The sequence below is a fragment of the Variovorax sp. H27-G14 genome (assembly GCF_046156345.1).
GTDB lineage: Bacteria > Pseudomonadota > Gammaproteobacteria > Burkholderiales > Burkholderiaceae_C > Variovorax.
The window spans coordinates 1162375-1180081 of the sequence record NZ_JAYLVN010000001.1 but is presented as its reverse complement, the minus strand read 5'-3'; the positions used below and the strand labels follow the sequence as shown (position 1 = coordinate 1180081).

14 protein-coding genes are annotated in these 17707 nt (G+C 64.2%); all 14 read right to left on the bottom strand.

Translation table 11 applies throughout. The annotated features are described in order from the left end of the window. Nucleotides 1-124: 124 nt before the first annotated feature. Nucleotides 125-1303 carry a hypothetical protein gene (locus tag VLK31_RS05450; RefSeq protein ID WP_409167334.1) on the bottom strand — a complete coding sequence of 393 codons (1179 nt, stop codon included), beginning with the start codon at nucleotides 1301-1303 and terminating at the stop codon, nucleotides 125-127. A gap of 198 nt (nucleotides 1304-1501) precedes the next feature. Then, the gene (locus VLK31_RS05445) at nucleotides 1502-1912 is read right to left on the bottom strand and encodes a hypothetical protein (RefSeq protein WP_409167333.1); all 411 of its coding nucleotides are present in this window, start codon (nucleotides 1910-1912) and stop codon (nucleotides 1502-1504) included. A gap of 9 nt (nucleotides 1913-1921) precedes the next feature. Further along, entirely contained in the window at nucleotides 1922-3697 is a 1776-nt protein-coding gene (locus VLK31_RS05440; protein ID WP_409167332.1) for a hypothetical protein, read from the bottom strand. Nucleotides 3698-5195: 1498 nt separating this feature from the next. Beyond that, nucleotides 5196-6167 (bottom strand): NAD(P)H-dependent flavin oxidoreductase, encoded by a 972-nt coding sequence (locus tag VLK31_RS05435; RefSeq protein ID WP_409167331.1) that lies wholly within the window; start codon nucleotides 6165-6167, stop codon nucleotides 5196-5198. A 13-nt stretch (nucleotides 6168-6180) separates the two neighbouring features. After that, on the bottom strand, nucleotides 6181-7113 hold the full coding sequence (locus VLK31_RS05430; protein WP_409167330.1) for an electron transfer flavoprotein subunit alpha/FixB family protein: 933 nt from the start codon (nucleotides 7111-7113) through the stop codon (nucleotides 6181-6183). A gap of 2 nt (nucleotides 7114-7115) precedes the next feature. Continuing rightward, the gene (locus tag VLK31_RS05425; protein WP_409167329.1) at nucleotides 7116-7865 is read right to left on the bottom strand and encodes an electron transfer flavoprotein subunit beta/FixA family protein; all 750 of its coding nucleotides are present in this window, start codon (nucleotides 7863-7865) and stop codon (nucleotides 7116-7118) included. A gap of 46 nt (nucleotides 7866-7911) precedes the next feature. Continuing rightward, nucleotides 7912-8910, bottom strand: coding sequence for a Bug family tripartite tricarboxylate transporter substrate binding protein (locus VLK31_RS05420; RefSeq protein WP_409167328.1), 999 nt, complete (start codon nucleotides 8908-8910; stop codon nucleotides 7912-7914). A 29-nt stretch (nucleotides 8911-8939) separates the two neighbouring features. Continuing rightward, nucleotides 8940-10892 (bottom strand): acyl-CoA synthetase, encoded by a 1953-nt coding sequence (locus tag VLK31_RS05415; protein WP_409167327.1) that lies wholly within the window; start codon nucleotides 10890-10892, stop codon nucleotides 8940-8942. A 47-nt stretch (nucleotides 10893-10939) separates the two neighbouring features. Further along, entirely contained in the window at nucleotides 10940-11941 is a 1002-nt protein-coding gene (locus VLK31_RS05410; protein ID WP_409167326.1) for a Bug family tripartite tricarboxylate transporter substrate binding protein, read from the bottom strand. 79 nt (nucleotides 11942-12020) lie between these two features. Beyond that, the gene (locus VLK31_RS05405; protein WP_409167325.1) at nucleotides 12021-13229 is read right to left on the bottom strand and encodes a CaiB/BaiF CoA transferase family protein; all 1209 of its coding nucleotides are present in this window, start codon (nucleotides 13227-13229) and stop codon (nucleotides 12021-12023) included. Nucleotides 13230-13302: 73 nt separating this feature from the next. Beyond that, nucleotides 13303-14124 carry an oxepin-CoA hydrolase, alternative type gene (locus VLK31_RS05400; RefSeq protein WP_409167374.1) on the bottom strand — a complete coding sequence of 274 codons (822 nt, stop codon included), beginning with the start codon at nucleotides 14122-14124 and terminating at the stop codon, nucleotides 13303-13305. 14 nt (nucleotides 14125-14138) lie between these two features. Beyond that, on the bottom strand, nucleotides 14139-15281 hold the full coding sequence (locus tag VLK31_RS05395) for an acyl-CoA dehydrogenase family protein (protein WP_409167324.1): 1143 nt from the start codon (nucleotides 15279-15281) through the stop codon (nucleotides 14139-14141). Nucleotides 15282-15292: 11 nt separating this feature from the next. After that, nucleotides 15293-16501 carry an acyl-CoA dehydrogenase family protein gene (locus VLK31_RS05390; RefSeq protein WP_409167323.1) on the bottom strand — a complete coding sequence of 403 codons (1209 nt, stop codon included), beginning with the start codon at nucleotides 16499-16501 and terminating at the stop codon, nucleotides 15293-15295. A 10-nt stretch (nucleotides 16502-16511) separates the two neighbouring features. After that, the gene (locus VLK31_RS05385) at nucleotides 16512-17702 is read right to left on the bottom strand and encodes an acetyl-CoA C-acyltransferase (RefSeq protein ID WP_409167322.1); all 1191 of its coding nucleotides are present in this window, start codon (nucleotides 17700-17702) and stop codon (nucleotides 16512-16514) included. Nucleotides 17703-17707 lie beyond the last annotated feature (5 nt).

Here is a 17707-nt window from a genome sequence, read left to right as displayed (position 1 = left end):
CGTGTCTTCTTTCTCTTGCCTGCATGCTCGGCATCCGAAAAACTGATCTGGCTCATCGTTGGCTCTCCTTCAGCTGGGTGATCAACGTTCAGGTCGGCAATCGGTGGACTTGATCAGACGTTCCCTAACGTAGAAACGGTTTCAGCCGGTCATCCACAAAGTGATTTGGCCGCCAACCTTTCAGAAGCTTGTCCACCAGAAATGCGTCTGCGGCACCAGAGATGATGCCTGCGGTTGGATCGACGGTGCCGGTCACGAGCGAGAAGAGATACCGAACTGCCTTGACTGGCGCCTTGTCGGCCCAAGTGTCTGCCTTCAACGCTTCGATGTACTGGCTGACCAACTTCTGATCCGGATTCGTTTTCGCCATCCAAGCTTTGAACTTTTGCGCTTTATCCAAGGCCTTCAAGAACTCAGCGAATGATCGCTCTCCGCTGTCGATGACCTCTCGAATGCTTGGGCAGTCGGCCAAAACAAGTTCCGAAAATTGCTCGCGCGCTTCACGATTGCGGTCTGCGCGCTCGAACAAGTGCGCTTGCCGCCATCGAACAAGCGCCGAATTCGCAGTTGTCGTAACGAAATCTCCGCCATAGAACGCAGCCAAGTGCATGTCGGCTCGCGACTCCAAGATGAGATTGAACAGGGCGGCTGGCGTCAGCGGCTCCATCGCCGGGCTCATGCTCGCTCTGCGCTCGTTGACCGCCGCGAAGTCAATGTTGGTAAATAGAAAGTAGGCTAGGTCGCTGAGGACGTAGTCAGCCTCAAGACTGTCGCCCGCGTCATACCCGCCTGGCACAGCGGCGAGTCCTGCCCGCAGAAGCCCTTTCAGCGTTACGCGGTCTTTTGCGTCCATCCGGGCTGCATTCGGGATGCCGCCCTTTACATAGTCGTCCTTCTCAAAGCTCTTCGCAGGAACTGCATCGACAAAGGCTTGAGCTTGGGCCTTCGCCCTACGTGGTTCGATGCCGCAATTGCGCAAACTTATCTCGATACGTTCTGCCCGGTTCCTTCCCCGGACGTCCTCATGTCCAACCAGCGTCATTGCGCCGAAGTCATGCGCCTGTGACGCGCCGTGTGAGTTAGTGACGGTGCCAAGAGTCTCCTCACAATGCACTGCCTGCAGGCGCCCCTCTTTTACAAGCGCCAAGACGTTGCCAAGGCTGCCATCCCTCGCAAACGAAACCAGCGTTCCGTGTCCTACAACGATGCGACTGTTTTGATAGAAGAGAAGCGCCTCCGCAATGGCGCCCAACGTGATGTTTCCAGCGTCCTCGCTGTTCCTAAGTACGATGCTTTCGAACAAGTTCCGATCCCTCCAGCTTTGGTTTTTATCATTCGTGTGCGGCCAACTACCGCAGACTTGTTCGCAAGCTACGTCCACGCCATTCCACGCAGCAAGGGCTCGTCTTCTGATTCGCGACGAGGCCTACCGATTCCTTGAACACGTGGCCCTTCTCACGCTGGACCTCGATGCCCGTGACCAGTCCACGGTAGCTACCGATCATGGCGATGCCGGCACCCTACAACTGGTCCACCATCCATTCGCGGTTCCGCGCTGGCGCCCTCGCGGCGACGGTAGCGGTCGCGCGCCTGCCTTTGTTGCCGCATCCAAGCCCTGCTGAACCCACTTCCACTCCATCTTCCTGACTTCGACGCTTCCTCGAAACGGAATCACGCTCCACGGCGTTGCTCCCCAGAACGTCTTTTCTGCCCAGTAGGGGGCGGTGACTTCGATGTACGTCTTGAGCTCCCAACGCTGGCCGGTCTCTTTGACGATCTTGCCGGCGTACTCGTCAAAGTTACGGTTGTGCTGCGCCAGCCGTTCACCCGGCTCAAGGACCGTCACCCCGACCTTGTACAGGTCCGGATCAGAGTGATGCACCAGCACATACAGGTAGCCTGTCTTTGCCATCTACACCTCCTATGCGGCCTCGTCCTCTTCCAAATGCCCAAAAAGGAGCTTTCCTGTGAGCCATATGGCTCGTCCAAAGTTGTTGATTAGCCGCTCCCCTTGCCGCAAGAAAGAAAGGCTTTGTTCAATCCCGGCAAGCTCTATGGCATCCGCGATCTTTGATCCCGTGGGATGCGCATCACCCAAACGCATATCGTAAGTGCCGGCGATTTCGGCAAAGATTCGGCGGGCCTTTTCGTCACCCACCTTTTGAGCTAACACATCCTGCAGCAGCTTGTTTGAGCCAAGTTTGTCTTTGTCTGCACGCACTGCCACCTTGCGAAGCTCACGAACATTGAGGCGATCCGAGAACACACGAACAATCTCTTTCGCCAGCCGCAGTAACGAAGCTTGATCTTTGCTCGTAAATCTAGACACGTGCTGCATAGCCGCAGCGTCATCTATATCGTGGGTGAAGAGCGAGATTCCGTATACCTTCTTGAAGTTCGTTTCCAGCATTCGCATGGTTTCGAAAAACATGAATTCAACGGCATGCGTGACTGCGGACTCAGCCTTGACCTGCGAGGCTAATAATTCGCTCGAAACCTTTCCTTCGGGAACGACATTATGTGCGGCCCAAATATGCTGCTCCCAAGGGTTCAGCTTGGCAACATCGTAAGCATAGACAGTAATCAGATCTGATGAATTGATTCCGAAATGAGTTTTGTAGCCTGACGTTGACCGGATGCCGCCAGTTTCCGCCGTATACCACTCCAGCGAAAAACCTCTGAAGTTCAGAAGCTCATTGACTACGCTGGAGCGGAACCACAGCCATCGGCCAATATCTTCGTTGTCCAGGGCGGCAGATGCCATGCGGGTTCCGTCAGTCTCCACGATGAATTGGGGGAGGTTCGTGTCTGCGTCTCCTCGAACTCGCACACTCCGAGATTGATGGTTAATCCATTCGTCTCGCCAGAATTCGCCTTCACCCCGAACACCTTCATAACCGCCACGATGCCCGCGTGAGCTTTCATGGCCGGTGTTGTCGTTGTTTTCTGGCCCCATCACCGGGGCATCGTCATCTTCATCGACGTCAGTTCGCCAAGCTCGGAACAATGCCCAGCTTCCTCCGAAAACATCGTTGATATCGCGAATTAGGAGTTGAAATCGACCACCGTCGCGCTCGTTCTCTTTGTGATCTTTTAAGTTTGCGTAGTTGCTACCCTCAAGCGACGGCACGTTTTCCACTCGTTGGCGATAGCAGGATAGGCGCAAAGATAGATTTCTCGCGGCCAAATAGTCAAGAAGGAATTCTCGCTTGATTTCGATCAGCGTGTGCTCGCCGTCCTTATCGAGAACCTCGCGAGCCACCACGACGAAATTTTCTTCAGGTCTCACCCAGTTCGTCCCCTCCTTTATCAGGTGGAGCGCAACAACCAGATCAGGATTCAATATCCACTGCCTCCCACCGACGACAGGTTGCGGGTGCTCAAAGACGAGGTTGACCCCGATTGGCTCCTTGTCGTTGTATTGAAATTGATCGATGGTGGCGTAGTGGCCATCTTCGTAGGCGTATGGCGCTATGGTGTGGCCGATGCCGAGGTAGCTCCAGCCCAAGCGCTCCTCTACCAGTGCTCGGTGCTCTGGAGGGAAGGCGGCAGACCCGCAGGCGAAAACGTCGCTGACGAACCCAATCTGTTTCACGTCCCCCTTTTCGTCATTGATGGACGCCCTCAGTGGAACCCAGGTTGCGTTGGCGTAGAGGCGGCGCGTTTCTTTCGTCTGGAGAATCCACTCTTCAGTCATCGTCGGTAGCTTTCGGTTGCGGAAGTGGCCGCATTCTGCCGCGCGGCTGGGTGGGCGAAGTCCATCTGAGGAGGACGATACGACATGCTTCACGGCGCTCTGGATCGCAGCTTGTGGACCTCGTGCGAAACGGGCGTTGCTGGGCTGGCGCCGGAGCCACGAACGCCTACGCCTGTAGGTAGCGCTGGCCGCCCCTCGATTCGACCCAGCCGCGACCGTCCTATCCACGCCGCGCCCACCTCGTCGCCGGTCTACGTCCGCGCGCTCGCGGGTTACGGTGTTCGCGGGCCACGCGGCGCGGCAGACGTACGACTCCACGTCGTACCACATCACCTCCCTTCGCTTCAGGTGGGCGCGCGGCGGCATCGAGTGGGAATCGGAGTGGTTTTCCCCTCAAACCATGCTCCGTCAGAGGCAAAACAACATTTTGATCGAGCACATGTCCCGATCCTGCGAGTCCAGCGAGATTTGTTTTCCCTTCAGACGTCGCTGTGACTGCAGCCCGAGCAAGATGCTTCGCCTGCGGATGGAGGGCAGGTTGCAGTCGCTCGTTTCCGTACGACAGGAAGTCGGCTTACGCTGCAAAGCGGATGCTCGCGTTGTCTGTCGACGGTCAGCATGGAACACATAGCTGCCACCGAGGTTGAGCCCGTAAACCTCAACCGAATTCGCCCATCACGAAGGCTTCAACGATCGCACCTCCAAAGAACCCGTTCCCCAGGCGGGCCGCGAAAACCGCGGCCCGCAGATCAGCCGCTAACCGCCGGTCTCAGGCGCCCTGTGTCGCGCCTTCTCGCTCAGCTGAAACAGCTCCCCAGCCTTGCGAGCCAATTCAGCCGCAAGCCAAAGCAGGTTGTCCAGTTGTCGAGGCCCATCCCCGCTGCACCAGTCGATGTCTTCCCCATGGCAGACCCACAGGAGCGCTTCGAGTTGCGAGAGGGTGTTTTCGAGACGATCCGCCGGGTCTTGGGCGTTGTCTTCGGAAGCTACCGGCGTGCGAGGCCAGGCTATAGTCTTGGTAGCCATTTTTGTGCGTTCCTTCCAAGGTTGTTGCACGTAATTGGTTAGACGGTCGGGGTGCTGATAACACCTTGGCCGTCGCCTTTTGATACCTCGCATTCGCATCGCTGCTTTCGCACCGACGACCTGCCGCGAGGCAAGCAGCCTTCAAATATTTCAGTGGCTTGGTGTGTTGCGCCTTTCTTCTTCCCTTGGTGGGATTTCGAGTGACAGGGGCATCCACTTTAGAGAAGAGCGCTGGCGCAGTAGCCGTTTCATGCCGCACGAAGTCCCGGCAATCGCCAACAAATGCAGCTTCCGCAATGCGACGCACGCATGCCTCAGGGGCCGTGCGGTGCCAGTGCACCACTGCGCTGAACGCTCAGGCCGATGGGGTGCCTTGCGCAGCGAAATAAAGGGGGAGGCCGCAGGCCGGAGGACGTTCGCGGAGCAAGGTACCCCGTCGGCCTGAGCGCGCCCCGGATGTGAGCAGCAGCGCTCAGTTCATCCAGCTTCGCGCCCGCTCCAGATGCTCGCGGCACTCGCGCACCATGCGCTCGAGCAGTTCGGCGCAGGTAGGAATGTCGTCGATCAACCCGATGCACTGACCAGCCGAAACCACGCCGTCCTGCACATGACCTGACTCCAGTGCCGCACGCCCGCGCGCACCAGCCACCAGCGGTCGCACCTCTTCAAACTCGCAGCCGCCCGGGCGGTTCTCCGTGGCCACCACCTCTTCGGAGATGGCATTGCGGAACACGCGCGCGGTGTTGCGCATGGTGCGAAACATCAGCTTGGTGTCGCGCTCGGTCGCGTCGACCAGCGCCTGCTTGATGTTCTGGTGAATCGGCGCTTCCTGGGTCACGCAGAAGCGCGTGCCCATGTTGATGCCCTCTGCACCCAACGCCAGCGCAGCGGCCATGCCGCGCCCGTCGGCAATGCCGCCCGACGCGATGATCGGAATGCGCAGCTTGCGCGCCGCAATCGGCAGCAAGATCAGGCCGGGCACGTCGTCCTCGCCCGGATGGCCGGCGCACTCGAAGCCGTCGACCGACACGGCATCGACACCATTGCGTTCGGCCGACAGCGCATGGCGCACCGACGTGCACTTGTGCACGATCTTCACGTCATGGCGCTTCAGCGCCTCGATGAAGTCCTTCGGGCTGTTGCCCGCGGTCTCCACGATCTTCACGCCGCCGTCGATGATGGCGTGCACGTACTCGGCATACGGCGGCGGCTTCACCGACGGCAATATCGTGAGGTTCACGCCAAAGGGCCTGTCGGTCATCGTGCGCATGCGCGCGATCTCCTGGCGCAGGTCGTCGGGCGTGGGCTGCGTCAGCGCCGTGAGCACGCCAAGGCCCCCGGCGTTCGACACGGCCGATGCCAGCTCGGCACGGCCCACCCATTGCATGCCGCCCTGAATGATCGGGTAGCGAATGCCCAGCAGTTCGGTGATGCGGGTCTTCATGAACCGACGCCTCTTACAGGGCCTTCACCAGCTCGGGCACGGCCACGAACAGGTCGGCCACCAGGCCGTAGTCGGCCACCGAGAAGATCGGCGCCTCTTCGTCCTTGTTGATCGCGACGATGACCTTCGAGTCCTTCATGCCGGCCAAGTGCTGGATGGCACCTGAGATGCCCGCTGCGATGTACAGCTGCGGCGCGACGATCTTGCCGGTCTGGCCCACTTGCCAGTCGTTCGGTGCGTAGCCTGCGTCGACGGCCGCACGGCTGGCACCGAGGCCAGCGTTGAGCTTGTCGGCCAGGGGCGCCATGACTTCCTGGAACTTCTCTGCGCTGCCCAATGCACGGCCACCGGACACGATGATCTTGGCGGCGGTGAGTTCAGGGCGTTCGCTCTTCGTGACTTCTCGGCTCACGAGCGTGCTCTTGCCGCTGTCGGCCACGCCTTCAGCGGTTTCGACGGTTGCAGTGCCACCCGTGGCTGCTGCTGCGTCGAAGCCGGTCGTGCGCACGGTGATCACCTTGGTGGCGTCGCTGCTCTGCACGGTGGCAATCGCGTTGCCGGCGTAGATCGGGCGCTCGAACGTGTCGGGGCTGTCGACCTTCGTGATGTCGCTGATCTGGGCCACGTCCAGCTTGGCGGCCACGCGCGGGGCGACGTTCTTGCCGTTGGCGGTCGAGGGGAACAGGATGTGGCTGTAGTTGGATGCAATCGCCAGCACTTGGGCGGCGACGTTCTCTGCGAGGTTCTCGGCAAGGCTCGGGCTGTCTGCAGCGATGACCTTGGTCACGCCCACGATTTGTGCTGCGGCCTTGGCGGCTTCTGCCGCGTTGGCGCCTGCCACCAGCACGTGCACTTCACCACCGCAAGCCAGCGCTGCGGTCACGGTATTGAGAGTGGCCGGCTTGATGCTGGCGTGGTCGTGTTCGGCAATAACAAGTGCGGTCATGTTCAGATCACCTTCGCTTCGTTCTTCAGTTTGTCCACCAGCGCTGCAACGTCGGCCACCTTGATGCCGGCACCGCGCTTCGGTGGCTCGGCAACCTTCAGGGTCTTCAGGCGGGGCTTCACATCGACACCCAGGTCTTCGGGCTTGAAGATGTCGAGCGTCTTCTTCTTGGCCTTCATGATGTTCGGCAGCGTCACATAGCGTGGCTCGTTCAGGCGCAGGTCGGTCGTGATGACCGCGGGCAGCGTGAGCGTCAGCGTTTCCATGCCGCCGTCCACTTCGCGCGACACGGTGGCCTTGCCGTCGGCCACTTCGACCTTGGAGGCGAAGGTGGCTTGGGGCAGGTCGGCCAAGGCAGCCAGCATCTGGCCGGTTTGGTTCGCGTCGTCATCGATGGCTTGCTTGCCCAGGATGATGAGTTGCGGTTGTTCCTTGTCGACCAGCGCCTTCAGCAGCTTGGCCACGGCCAGCGGCTGAAGCTCTTCGGTGGTCTCGACCAGAATGCCGCGGTCGGCACCGATGGCCATCGCGGTGCGCAGGGTCTCCTGGCACTTGGCATCGCCGCAAGAGACGGCGATCACTTCCGTGACCACACCCTTTTCCTTCAAGCGCACAGCCTCTTCGACCGCGATCTCGTCGAACGGGTTCATGCTCATCTTCACGTTGGCAATGTCCACACCGGTGCCGTCGCTCTTCACGCGCACCTTCACGTTGTAGTCGACGACCCGTTTCACGGGCACAAGAATCTTCATGTTTGTTCCTTCGAATGGCGAATGAAAAAAATAGGACGAATGGGCTTTACTCGAGGCGCGCGCCGGACTGCTTGATCAGCCGTTCCCACACCGGCCGCTCGGCCTTGTAGGCGGCGGCAAAGAGTTCGGGCGAGCTGTCTTTCAGCTCGAAGCCCATGGCCGCGACGCGCTGTTGCACGTCGGGTTGCTGCGTGGCCTTGCGCACTTCTTCGGCCAGGCGGTTGACGATGGCCTTGGGCGTGTTGGCGGGCACGGCAATGGCAAGCCAGCCGGTCACGCGGTAGGCCTCGTCCTTCATGCCTTGCTCGGCCAGCGTGGGCACGTCGGGCAGGGTGCCCATGCGGCGTTCGCCGGTCACGCCCACGGCGCGCAGCTTGCCGGACTCGATGTGCGGCTTGGCCACCAGCGCGCTGGCATAGGCCATCTGGATCTGGCCGCCGATCAGGTCCTGCACCATCGGCGCCTCGCCCTTGTAGGCGACGTGGTTCATGTCGGACTGCGTGGCCATGCTCATGTGCGCGCCGGCCAGGTGCGGGTAGGCGCCCACGCCGTAGGAGCCGTAGGCCAGCTTGCCCTTGTTGGCGGCGGCGTACTTCAGCAGCTCGGGGCCGGTCTTCACCGGCACGCTGGGGTGCACCACCAGCACCAGCGGCGCCATGGCAATCTGATAGACCAGCGTGAGGTCGCGCTGCGAGTCGTAGGGCAGCTTGTCGTACAGGAACTCGTTGGTCAGCAGCGAGTTGCTCAGCGACAGCACCACCGTGTAGCCGTCGGCCGGCGCCTTGGCCACCGCGTCGGTGCCGATGATGCCGGCCGCGCCGGGCTTGTTGTCGATGACGATGGGCTGGCCCAGGCCGGCCGACATCTTCTGGCCCAGCACGCGCGCAAGCACGTCGGTGGCGCCGCCGGCGGCAAAGGGCACGACCATGCGGATCGGCTTGTTCGGGTAGGTGTTCTGCGCTTGTGCATGCGGCATGGCGCACAGCGCGGCAACGGCGGCGGTGGCGCACAGCAGGGCGCGGCGGTTCGAAAGGCGAAAGGTCATGGCTTGTCTCTGGTTCTAGGTTTCAAAAATCATTGCGTGCCGATGCGCGTCTTGAACGGCAGCGGCTCCAGCGCCTTCTGCAGGCGCTCCTGCAGCGGCGCGGCCAGCGCGCCTGCGGCGGCGCTGTCGATCAGCACGCGCACCAGGCTCTCGCCGTCGGTCTTCACGAGCGGGCGCGCGGCCTCGGGCACGCCGAGTGCGGCGCACGCCTCGGCCACCGTGGCGGCCACCACCTGCCGCGCGGCCATGGCGCGCAGTTCGGGCTTGTAGATTTTTCCGACGTTGGTCATCGGCAGGGCCTCGATCACCGACACCCACTTGGGCCGGGCCGGTGCCTCGTCGACGCGCGCGGCGGTGAAGGCCAGCAGCTCTTCTTCGGTGGCCGAGGCGCCGGGCACCAGCGTCGCGAAGATCACCGGCAGCTCGCCCGCGTAGGCGTCGGGTGCGCCCACGGCGGCGCACAGCTGCACGGCCGGGTGCGCGCCCAGCGCGTCCTCGATGGTCTTGGGGTCGATGTTGTGGCCGCTGCGGATGATCAGGTCCTTCGAGCGGCCCGTGAGGTTGAGCCGCTGCTCGCTGTCGATCCACCCCAGGTCGCCAGTGGCGAGCCAGCCGTCGGCGGTGAAGGCCTTGGCGTTGTCGGCCGGGTCCACGAAGCCCGAGAACACATTGGGCGACTTGAACAGCACCATGCCCTGTTCGCCGGCGGGCATGTCGCGCTCGCTCGCATTGCCGTTCTCGTCCAGCGCCACCACGCGCATCTGCATGTACGGCAGCCTGAAACCGACGCAGCCCGCGGGCCCGTCCACGCCCGGCGGCGTGATGGTCGAGATGCCGGCCATCTCGGTCATGCCCAGGCTCTCGTGCACATGCAGGCCGAACAGCCGCTCGAAGCGCGCGGCCAGCTCGGGCGAGAGCACGGCGGCGCCGGTGCGGCAGTAGGTGATCGATGAAATGTCCGCGCCGTCCAGCGGCACATTGGCCAGTGCCGCGAGCACGGTGGGCACCGCCGACAGCGAGGTCGGCCGGTACCTTGCCACCAGCTTCCAGTAGTTGGCCAGCACCTCCTTGTTGCGCAGCAGCGAGGGCGTGGGAATGATCACCTCCATGCCCGCCGACAGCGCCGACAGCGAGGCCGGCAGCACGCCCGCCACATGGAACAGCGGGTAGCCGTTGATGGAGATGCCATGCTCGTTCATGCCCGCGACCTGCACGCTGGCCCAGGCGGTGAACACCTGCGCGCCATGGCTGTGGCGCGCGAGCTTGGGCGCACCCGTGGTGCCGCCGGTGTGAAAGTAGGCCGCGATGTCGGTGGGCACGATGTCGCGCCCGCTCACCAGCCGGTCGTTCGGTTGCGCGGCGCGCAGCAGGTCGAATTCCGCCACGCCTTCAGGCAGCGTGCCTGCCGCGCCGGGTGCTTCGTCGTGCGGCGCCACGCGCAGCACGGTGGTCAGCGTGGGCACCTGGCCGCGCAGGCGCATCGCCTTCGACCACATGCCCGACTCACTGTCCGAGCCGTAGGCAATCAGCACCTTGGCGCGTGCCGCGGTCATCAGCGCCACCAGCTTCTCGTCGCTGAGCAGCGGGTTCAGCGGCTGCACGATGCCGGCCGCCTCGCCGCCCCAGAGCGCGAGGTGGTATTCGAGGCAGCCGGGCAGCAGCACGGCCACCGCGTCGCCCGGCCCCACGCCCAGCGTGTGCAGCATGTTCGCGGTCTGGTGCAGCCGCGCGAGCAGCTCTGCATATGACCAGCGAATGGGCTCGTCGGCCGGGTTGCCGGTGCGCAGAAAGGTCAGCGCCGTCTTGTCGCCGAAGGCATGGCCCGCGTTGCGAAAGATCTCGTAGGTGCTGCGCACCGTGAGCGCCTGTTCCAGCGGCGTTTCTTCGAGCCGGTGGATGTCCGCCAGGCTGGTGACGGGGAACGCGGGGCGAAACGGCGCACCGACCGGGGTCTTGTAGTTGTTGTCTTGTTTGTCTGTCATGTCTGTCTCCTTGATGCCGGTTGTGCGTGGCCGAGCCGCCTGCGGTTTTACTGGTTCGTGATGTGGTTGTCGCGAATGACCTTGCCCCAGCGGTCGAAGTCCTGGCGCATGCGCGTGGCCGTTTGCTCGGGCGTGCGGTAGGCGGCGAAGGAGCCCACGCTTTCGAGCTTGTCCTGCACTTCCTTGTCGGCCAGTGCGTTCTTCAGCTCGGCGCTCATGCGCGCCACGATGTCCTTGGGCGTGCCGGCCGGTGCCAGCAGGCCGCCCCACGAGGTGGCGTCGAAGCCGGGAAAGCCTTGCTCGGCCACCGTCTTCACGTCGGGCAGCAGGCTCACGCGCTTGGCCGAGCCCACCGCAATGGCGGTCAGCTTGCCCGCGCGAATGTGCGGAATCACGGCCACCAGGTCGGAGAACATGGCGGGCACCTGGCCGCCGATAAGGTCGGTCACGGCCGGCGCGCTGCCGCGGTACGGCACGTGCTGCATGTCGAACTTGCCGATGGTCTTCAGCTGCTCGGTGGTGAGGTGGCCGAAGCTGCCGGCACCGGCGGTGGTGTAGTTGAGCTTGCCGCCTTCGGCCTTGGCCTTGGCGATCAGGCCCTGCAGGCTCGTGACATCAGGCAGCGACTTGGGGTTGACCACCAGCACGATCGGCAGGTCGTACACCGAGCCCACCGGCGTGAAGCTCTTGAAGATGTCGTAGCCGCCCGTGGGGCCGTACAGGTGCGAGGCCAGCAGCGTGGGCGTGGCCAGCATCACGAAGGTGTAGCCGTCGGCCGGCGCGCGCGCGGCGGTGGCGGCGCCCACGGTGCCCGAGGCACCGCTGCGGTTGTCGATCACGATGTTCTGCTTGAGCGCCAAGGACATCTTCTGCGCCACGATGCGCGAGGCCACGTCGGTCGGGCCGCCGGGCGGGAAGGGCACGACCAGCGTGATCGGCTTGCTGGGCCAGGCTTGCGCGAAGGCGGCACCAGCCACCAAAGGAAGGGCCAGGGCAAGGAGTGCACGGCGAACAGGATTGCGGAGGGAACGGAAAGCGAGGGAGGCCATGGACTTCTTCATTCAGGAATGCACAAACAGACAGAAAAACAAACAGACAAAAAAACAGACGAGCAGGCGCGTCTTCGCTTCAGACCACGCCACTCGATTTGAGCGCGGCCAGCTTTTCATCCGACAGGCCGAGCAGGGACTGCAGCACGTCGTGCGTGCCTTCGCCCAGGGTGGGCGGCGCGCTGCGCACCGGCAGGCGCTCGCCATCGAAACGGTAGGGCGGTGCCAGCACATTGACCGTGCCGGCCACCGGGTGCGGCTGCGTGGTCACAAGGCCGGCGTCTGTCGCGCGCTTGGAGTTCAGCGCCTCCAGCAGGCCCAGCACCTCGCCGCACGGAATGCCGGAGGCGGTGAGCTTCTCCAGCAGGCTGTCGCGCGGGCGCTTGGCCAGCTCGGCGTGCAGCTCGGGCAGCAGCACCGCGCGGTTGGCCGAACGCAAGATGTTGGTCTTGAAGCGCTCGTCGGCCGCCAGGTCGGGCCGCTCGATCACCTCGGTGCAGAAGCGTGCGAACTGCGCGTTGTTGCCCACGGTGATCACCAGCGGGCCGTCGGCCGCGTCGAACACGCCGTAGGGCACGATCGACGGATGCGAGTTGCCGTAACGCGGCGGGTCTTCACCCATCAGCAGCGCCTCCAGGCCGTAGTAGGCGGTAATCATCAAACCGCAATCGAACAGCGCCATCTCCACATGCCGGCCCTTGCCGGTCTTCTCGCGCTGGTACAGCGCCGCCAGAATGGCCTGCGCCGAATACATGCCGGTGAACAAATCGACCACGGCCACGCCGAACTTCAGCGGCGGCTGGTTGGCCTCGCCGTTCAGCGCCATCAAGCCCGCCTCGCCCTGCACCACCAGGTCGTAGCCCGGGCGGGCGGCTTCGGGGCCGGTGCGGTCGTAGCCCGAAATCGAGCAGTAGATGAGGCCGGGCTGTTCCTTGCTCAGCTGCTCGTAGCCCAGGCCCAGCTTGTCGATGCCGCCGAACTTGAAGTTCTGGATCACCACGTCGCACTGCTTGGCCAGGTCGCGCGCGATCTGCTGGCCTTCGGGCGTCTGCAGGTCGAGCGTGACGGAGCGCTTGTTGCGGTTCACGCTGTTGAAGTAGGCGGTCTCGGTCTTGCCCACGCGCAGGCCCCAGTCGCGCGTGTCGTCGCCGCGGCCCGGGTGCTCGACCTTGATCACCTCGGCGCCCATGTCGGCCAGCACCATGCCGCACCAGGGGCCCGCCAGGATGCGGGACAGATCGAGAACGCGCACGCCGGCAAGCGGCAGCGATGAATTCAGCAGAGGCATGGCACAGACTTCCGAAAAACGAGAAAGCCCCGCACGGCGTGCGAGGCATGAAGAGAAGGCGGAGGGGTCCGCGTCAGGACGCGTCTTTCGCCTTGCGGCGCAGGGCGACAAAGTCGGCCTTGCGCTTGCCCAGGAACGCGCCGATGCCTTCGGCCGCTTCGTCGTCGCCCTGCGACTCGACCATGAACACGGCCTCGGCGTCGAGCTGCTCTTCGAGCGTGGCGTGGTGCGCCTGGCGGCACAGCGTCTTGATGCGCGTGATGGCGCGTTGCGGCCCGGTCGCCACCTTGGCCGCGAGCGCCACGGCCTCGGCGAGTGCCGCGCCCTTGTCGGTCAGGCGGTTGACGGCGCCCAGCTGGTTCAGGCGCTCGGCCGTCATGCGGTCGCCGGTGAGGCACAGCTCGGTCAGCACCTGGCGCGAGACAAACTCCGCCAGAAACGCCGTGGCAGCGCCGTCGGGCGTGAGACCCACCTTGACATAGGCCACGGTGAAGAACGCGTCGCGCGCCGACACCAGCATGTCGCAGGCCAGCGCCATCGACAGGCCCGCGCCGGCCGCGCCGCCTTCAACGGCCGCAATCACCGGCTTGCTGCAATCGCGCAGCGCGCGAATCAGGTTGTTCAGGCCTTCCAGAATCTGGCGGCGCTCGGCCACGGGCAGCTCGCGCCGCTTGGCCAGCAGGTTCAGGTCGCCGCCGGAGCAGAAGAAGTCGCCCGCGCCGGTGAAGACGATGGCGCCCACTTCGCTGTCTTGCTCGGCGTCGGCCAGCGCGGCGCTCAGCTCCGCATACAGCGTGGGCGTGATCGCGTTGCGCGCGCCGGGGTTGCTGTTGGTCAGGATGCGCACGGCGCCTTGCTGCGAGATCAGCACGGTCTTGTGGGTGGTGTCGCTCATGTCGTTCATGTCGTTCATGCCGCCAGCTCCTTGCCGAGCGCGATGTAGCGCTGCAGGTGGTGGTCTTCGTCGCCCAGCTGATGGTCGATCATCACCAGGCGCTTGGCGTAGTGCGGCAGCGGCAGCTCCCACGTCATGCCGATGCCGCCGTGCATCTGGATGCTTTCTTCAGCCACCAGCGCACCGATGCGCCCGATGCTGAACTTGGCGGCCGACAGTGCGCGCTCGCGCGCCACGCGGTCCGTGCCGTCGATGGCGGCCGCGGCGTTGATCACGGCCGAGCGGGCCTGTTCGATCTCCAGCAGCAGGTCGGCCATGCGGTGCTGCAGCGCCTGAAAGCTGCCGATCAGCAGGCCGAACTGCTTGCGCGTGCGCAGGTACTCCAGCGTGGCGGCCTTGGCGGCTTCCATCGCGCCCAGCGCCTCGGCGCACAGCGCGAGCACGCCGCGGCCGATGGCGCGTTCCAGCGTGGCGTGGCCCTGGCCTTCGGTGCCCAGCAGCGCATCGGCGCCCAGCTTCACGCCGTCGAACGCCAATTCAGCGACACGGCCGCCGTCGATGGACGGGCAACCGCGCACCGTGAGGCCCGCGGTCTTGGCGGGCACCAGAAACAGCGAGATGCCGGCTTCGTCGTCCACGTTGCCCGAGGTGCGCGCGGAAACCAGGAACAGGTCGGCCTGCTCGCCTTGCGGCACCACGGCCTTGGCGCCGTGCAGCACCCAGCCTTCGCCGCTGCGCTCTGCCTTCGTCGAAACGCGCGTGCGCTCGTAATGCGTGTCGGCTTCGTCGTGCGCGAAGGCCACCACGCTCACGCCGTTGATGATGTCGGCGAGCTTTTCTTTCTGCGCCGCGTTGCCGGCCACGACCAGCGCCTCGCCGACCATCACCGCGCCCAGCAGCGGCTCGATCACCAGGCCGCGGCCCAGCGCCTCGAAGACCACGGCCACGTCGAAGCCGCCGCCGCCAAAGCCGCCATCGGCCTCGCTGAACAGCGCGCCAATGACGCCCAGCTCGGCAAACTGCTGAAAGATTTCCTTGCTGAACCCGTGCTCCGACTTTGCGATGCGGTCGCGCGCGTCGAACGCGTACTGCTCGCTGATGAAGCGGTTCAGGCTGTCGGCGAGCATGCGCCGGTCTTCGGTGTGTTCGAAGTTCACTGCATGTCTCCTTACAGGCCCAGGATCATCTTGCTGATGATGTTCTTCTGGATTTCATTGGAGCCGCCGAAGATCGACAGCTTGCGGTTGTTGAAGTAGCGCGAGGCCGCGGCCGACGCGTAGTCGGGCCCGAAGGTCTCTCCGGTGTAGCCGTCCTTCAGCGCCTCTGCGACGAAGGGGCGGCCATACACGCCCATCGCGCGGCGGGCCAGCGAAGAAATTTCCTGGCGAATTTCGGTGCCGCGAATCTTCAGCATCGAGCTTTCCGCGCCCGGCACGCCGCCACCGGCCACCGCCGCAATCACGCGCAGGTTGGTGGTCTTCATGTTCTCCAGGTCGATCTCCACGCGCGCCATGCGTGCCGCGAAAGACGGGTCGTCCGCCAGCGGCTTGCCGTTCCTGGTCTGCGACGCGGCAATGCCCTTGAGCTGCTCGAGCGCGGCCACCGAGAAGCCCACGCCCGCGATGTTGGTGCGCTCGTAGGTCAGCAGAAACTTGGCGCAGGTCCAGCCCTTGTTCTCTTCGCCCACCAGGTTGGCGGCCGGCACGCGCACGTCGGAGAAGAACACCTCGTTCACCTCATGCTCGCCGTCGAGCGTGATGATGGGGCGCACTTCCACGCCGGGGGAGTTCATGTCGATCAACAGAAAGCTGATGCCCTCCTGCTTCTTCGCCTCGCGGTTGGTGCGCACCAGGCAGAAGATCATGTTGGCGTGCTGGCCCAGCGTGGTCCAGGTCTTCTGGCCATTCACGATGTAGTGGTCGCCCTGCGTGTCGATGCCGCGCACGGCCGATGTCTTCACCGCCGCCAGGTCGGAGCCCGCGCCGGGTTCCGAGTAGCCCTGGCACCACCAGTCGCTGCCGTCCAGAATGCGCGGCAGCCAGTGGCTCTTTTGTGCCTCGTTGCCGTACTTGATGAGCACCGGCCCCAGCATGTTCACGCCAAAGGGCACGATGCGCGGCGCAAAGGCCAGCGCGCATTCGTGTTCGAAGATGAACTTCTCGACCGCCGTCCAGCCCGGTCCGCCGTACTGCTCGGGCCAGTGGTTGGCCAGCCAGCCGCGCGCGTTCAGCACGGCATGCCATTCCTGCATGTCGGCCTTTTCCATGATCTTGCCGCCGCGCACTTTCTCGGACAGCCGCACCGGCAGCTTGTCGGCCAGAAAGGCGCGCACTTCGCTGCGGAAGGCTTCTTCTTCGGTCGTGAAGTTCAGGTCCATTGCGCGCTCCTCAATAGATTTCGAACAGGCCGGCAGCGCCCATGCCGCCGGCAATGCACATGGTGACCACGGCGTACTTGGCGCCACGGCGCTTGCCTTCGATGAGCACGTGGCCCGTGAGGCGCGCGCCGGTCATGCCGAAGGGGTGGCCGATGGAGATGGCGCCGCCGTTCACGTTCAGGCGTTCCGACGGAATGCCCAGCTTGTGCTGGCAGTAGATCGACTGCGAGGCAAAGGCTTCGTTGAGTTCCCACAGGTCGATGTCGTCCACCGTCAGGCCGTGGCGCGCGAGCAGCTTGGGCACGGCAAAGACCGGGCCGATGCCCATTTCGTCGGGCTCGCAGCCGGCCAGCGCCAGGCCGCGGAACACGCCCAGCGGCTGCAGGTTGGCGCGCTCGGCGTCCTTGGCTTCCATCATCACGCAGGCCGATGCGCCGTCCGACAGCTGCGAGGCGTTGCCGGCCGTCACGAACTTGTCTTCGCCCATCACCGGCTTGAGCTTGGCAAGCGCCTCGTAGGTGGTGCCGCGGCGGTTGCAGTTGTCTTCGGTGGCGGTCACTTCACGGTGGGTGACTTCCTTCGTTTCCTTGTCGGTCACGGCCATGGTGGTGGTGCACGCGACGATCTCGTCCTTGTAGCGCCCGGCGATCTGCGCCTCTTCGGTCTTGCGCTGGCTGTCGGCGGAGAAGCGGTCCTGCGCCTCGCGGCTGATGTTGTAGCGCTTGGCCACGATGTCGGCCGTGTCGATCATGGCCATGTACAGCTCGGGCTTGTGCTCGACGATCCACGGGTCCAGGCTCAGGTCGCCACCGTCGCCGGGGCTGCGGCCACGAATCTGCGAGATGCTTTCCACGCCGCCGGCAATCATGGCCGGTGCGCCGTCCACGATGATGCGGCCCGCCGCCATGGCAATGGCCTGCAGGCCCGAGGCGCAGAAGCGGTTCACCGTGGTGCCGGCGATGCTGATGGGCAGGCCCGCGCGAATGATGCTCTGGCGCGCGATGTTGCGACCGGTGGTGCCTTCGGGGTAGCCGCAACCGAGGATCGCGTCCTCGATCAGCGCCGGGTCCAGGCCCGAGCGCTCCACGGCCGCCTTCACGGCAAAGGCCGCCAGCGTGGCGCCGGGGGTGATGTTGAATTCGCCGCGGTGCGCTTTGGTGAGCGGGGTGCGGGCGGTGGAAACGATGACGGCTTCACGCATGGGGA

Excerpts from the sequence above, each read along its gene's own strand:
- VLK31_RS05445 (WP_409167333.1), bottom strand. The coding sequence starts at position 1,912 with ATGGCAAAGACAGGCTACCTGTATGTGCTGGTGCATCACTCTGATCCG.
- VLK31_RS05440 (WP_409167332.1), bottom strand. The coding sequence starts at position 3,697 with ATGACTGAAGAGTGGATTCTCCAGACGAAAGAAACGCGCCGCCTCTAC.
- VLK31_RS05435 (WP_409167331.1), bottom strand. The coding sequence starts at position 6,167 with ATGAAGACCCGCATCACCGAACTGCTGGGCATTCGCTACCCGATCATT.
- VLK31_RS05430 (WP_409167330.1), bottom strand. The coding sequence starts at position 7,113 with ATGACCGCACTTGTTATTGCCGAACACGACCACGCCAGCATCAAGCCG.
- VLK31_RS05425 (WP_409167329.1), bottom strand. The coding sequence starts at position 7,865 with ATGAAGATTCTTGTGCCCGTGAAACGGGTCGTCGACTACAACGTGAAG.
- VLK31_RS05420 (WP_409167328.1), bottom strand. The coding sequence starts at position 8,910 with ATGACCTTTCGCCTTTCGAACCGCCGCGCCCTGCTGTGCGCCACCGCC.
- VLK31_RS05415 (WP_409167327.1), bottom strand. The coding sequence starts at position 10,892 with ATGACAGACAAACAAGACAACAACTACAAGACCCCGGTCGGTGCGCCG.
- VLK31_RS05410 (WP_409167326.1), bottom strand. The coding sequence starts at position 11,941 with ATGGCCTCCCTCGCTTTCCGTTCCCTCCGCAATCCTGTTCGCCGTGCA.
- VLK31_RS05405 (WP_409167325.1), bottom strand. The coding sequence starts at position 13,229 with ATGCCTCTGCTGAATTCATCGCTGCCGCTTGCCGGCGTGCGCGTTCTC.
- VLK31_RS05400 (WP_409167374.1), bottom strand. The coding sequence starts at position 14,124 with ATGAGCGACACCACCCACAAGACCGTGCTGATCTCGCAGCAAGGCGCC.
- VLK31_RS05390 (WP_409167323.1), bottom strand. The coding sequence starts at position 16,501 with ATGGACCTGAACTTCACGACCGAAGAAGAAGCCTTCCGCAGCGAAGTG.
- VLK31_RS05385 (WP_409167322.1), bottom strand. The coding sequence starts at position 17,702 with ATGCGTGAAGCCGTCATCGTTTCCACCGCCCGCACCCCGCTCACCAAA.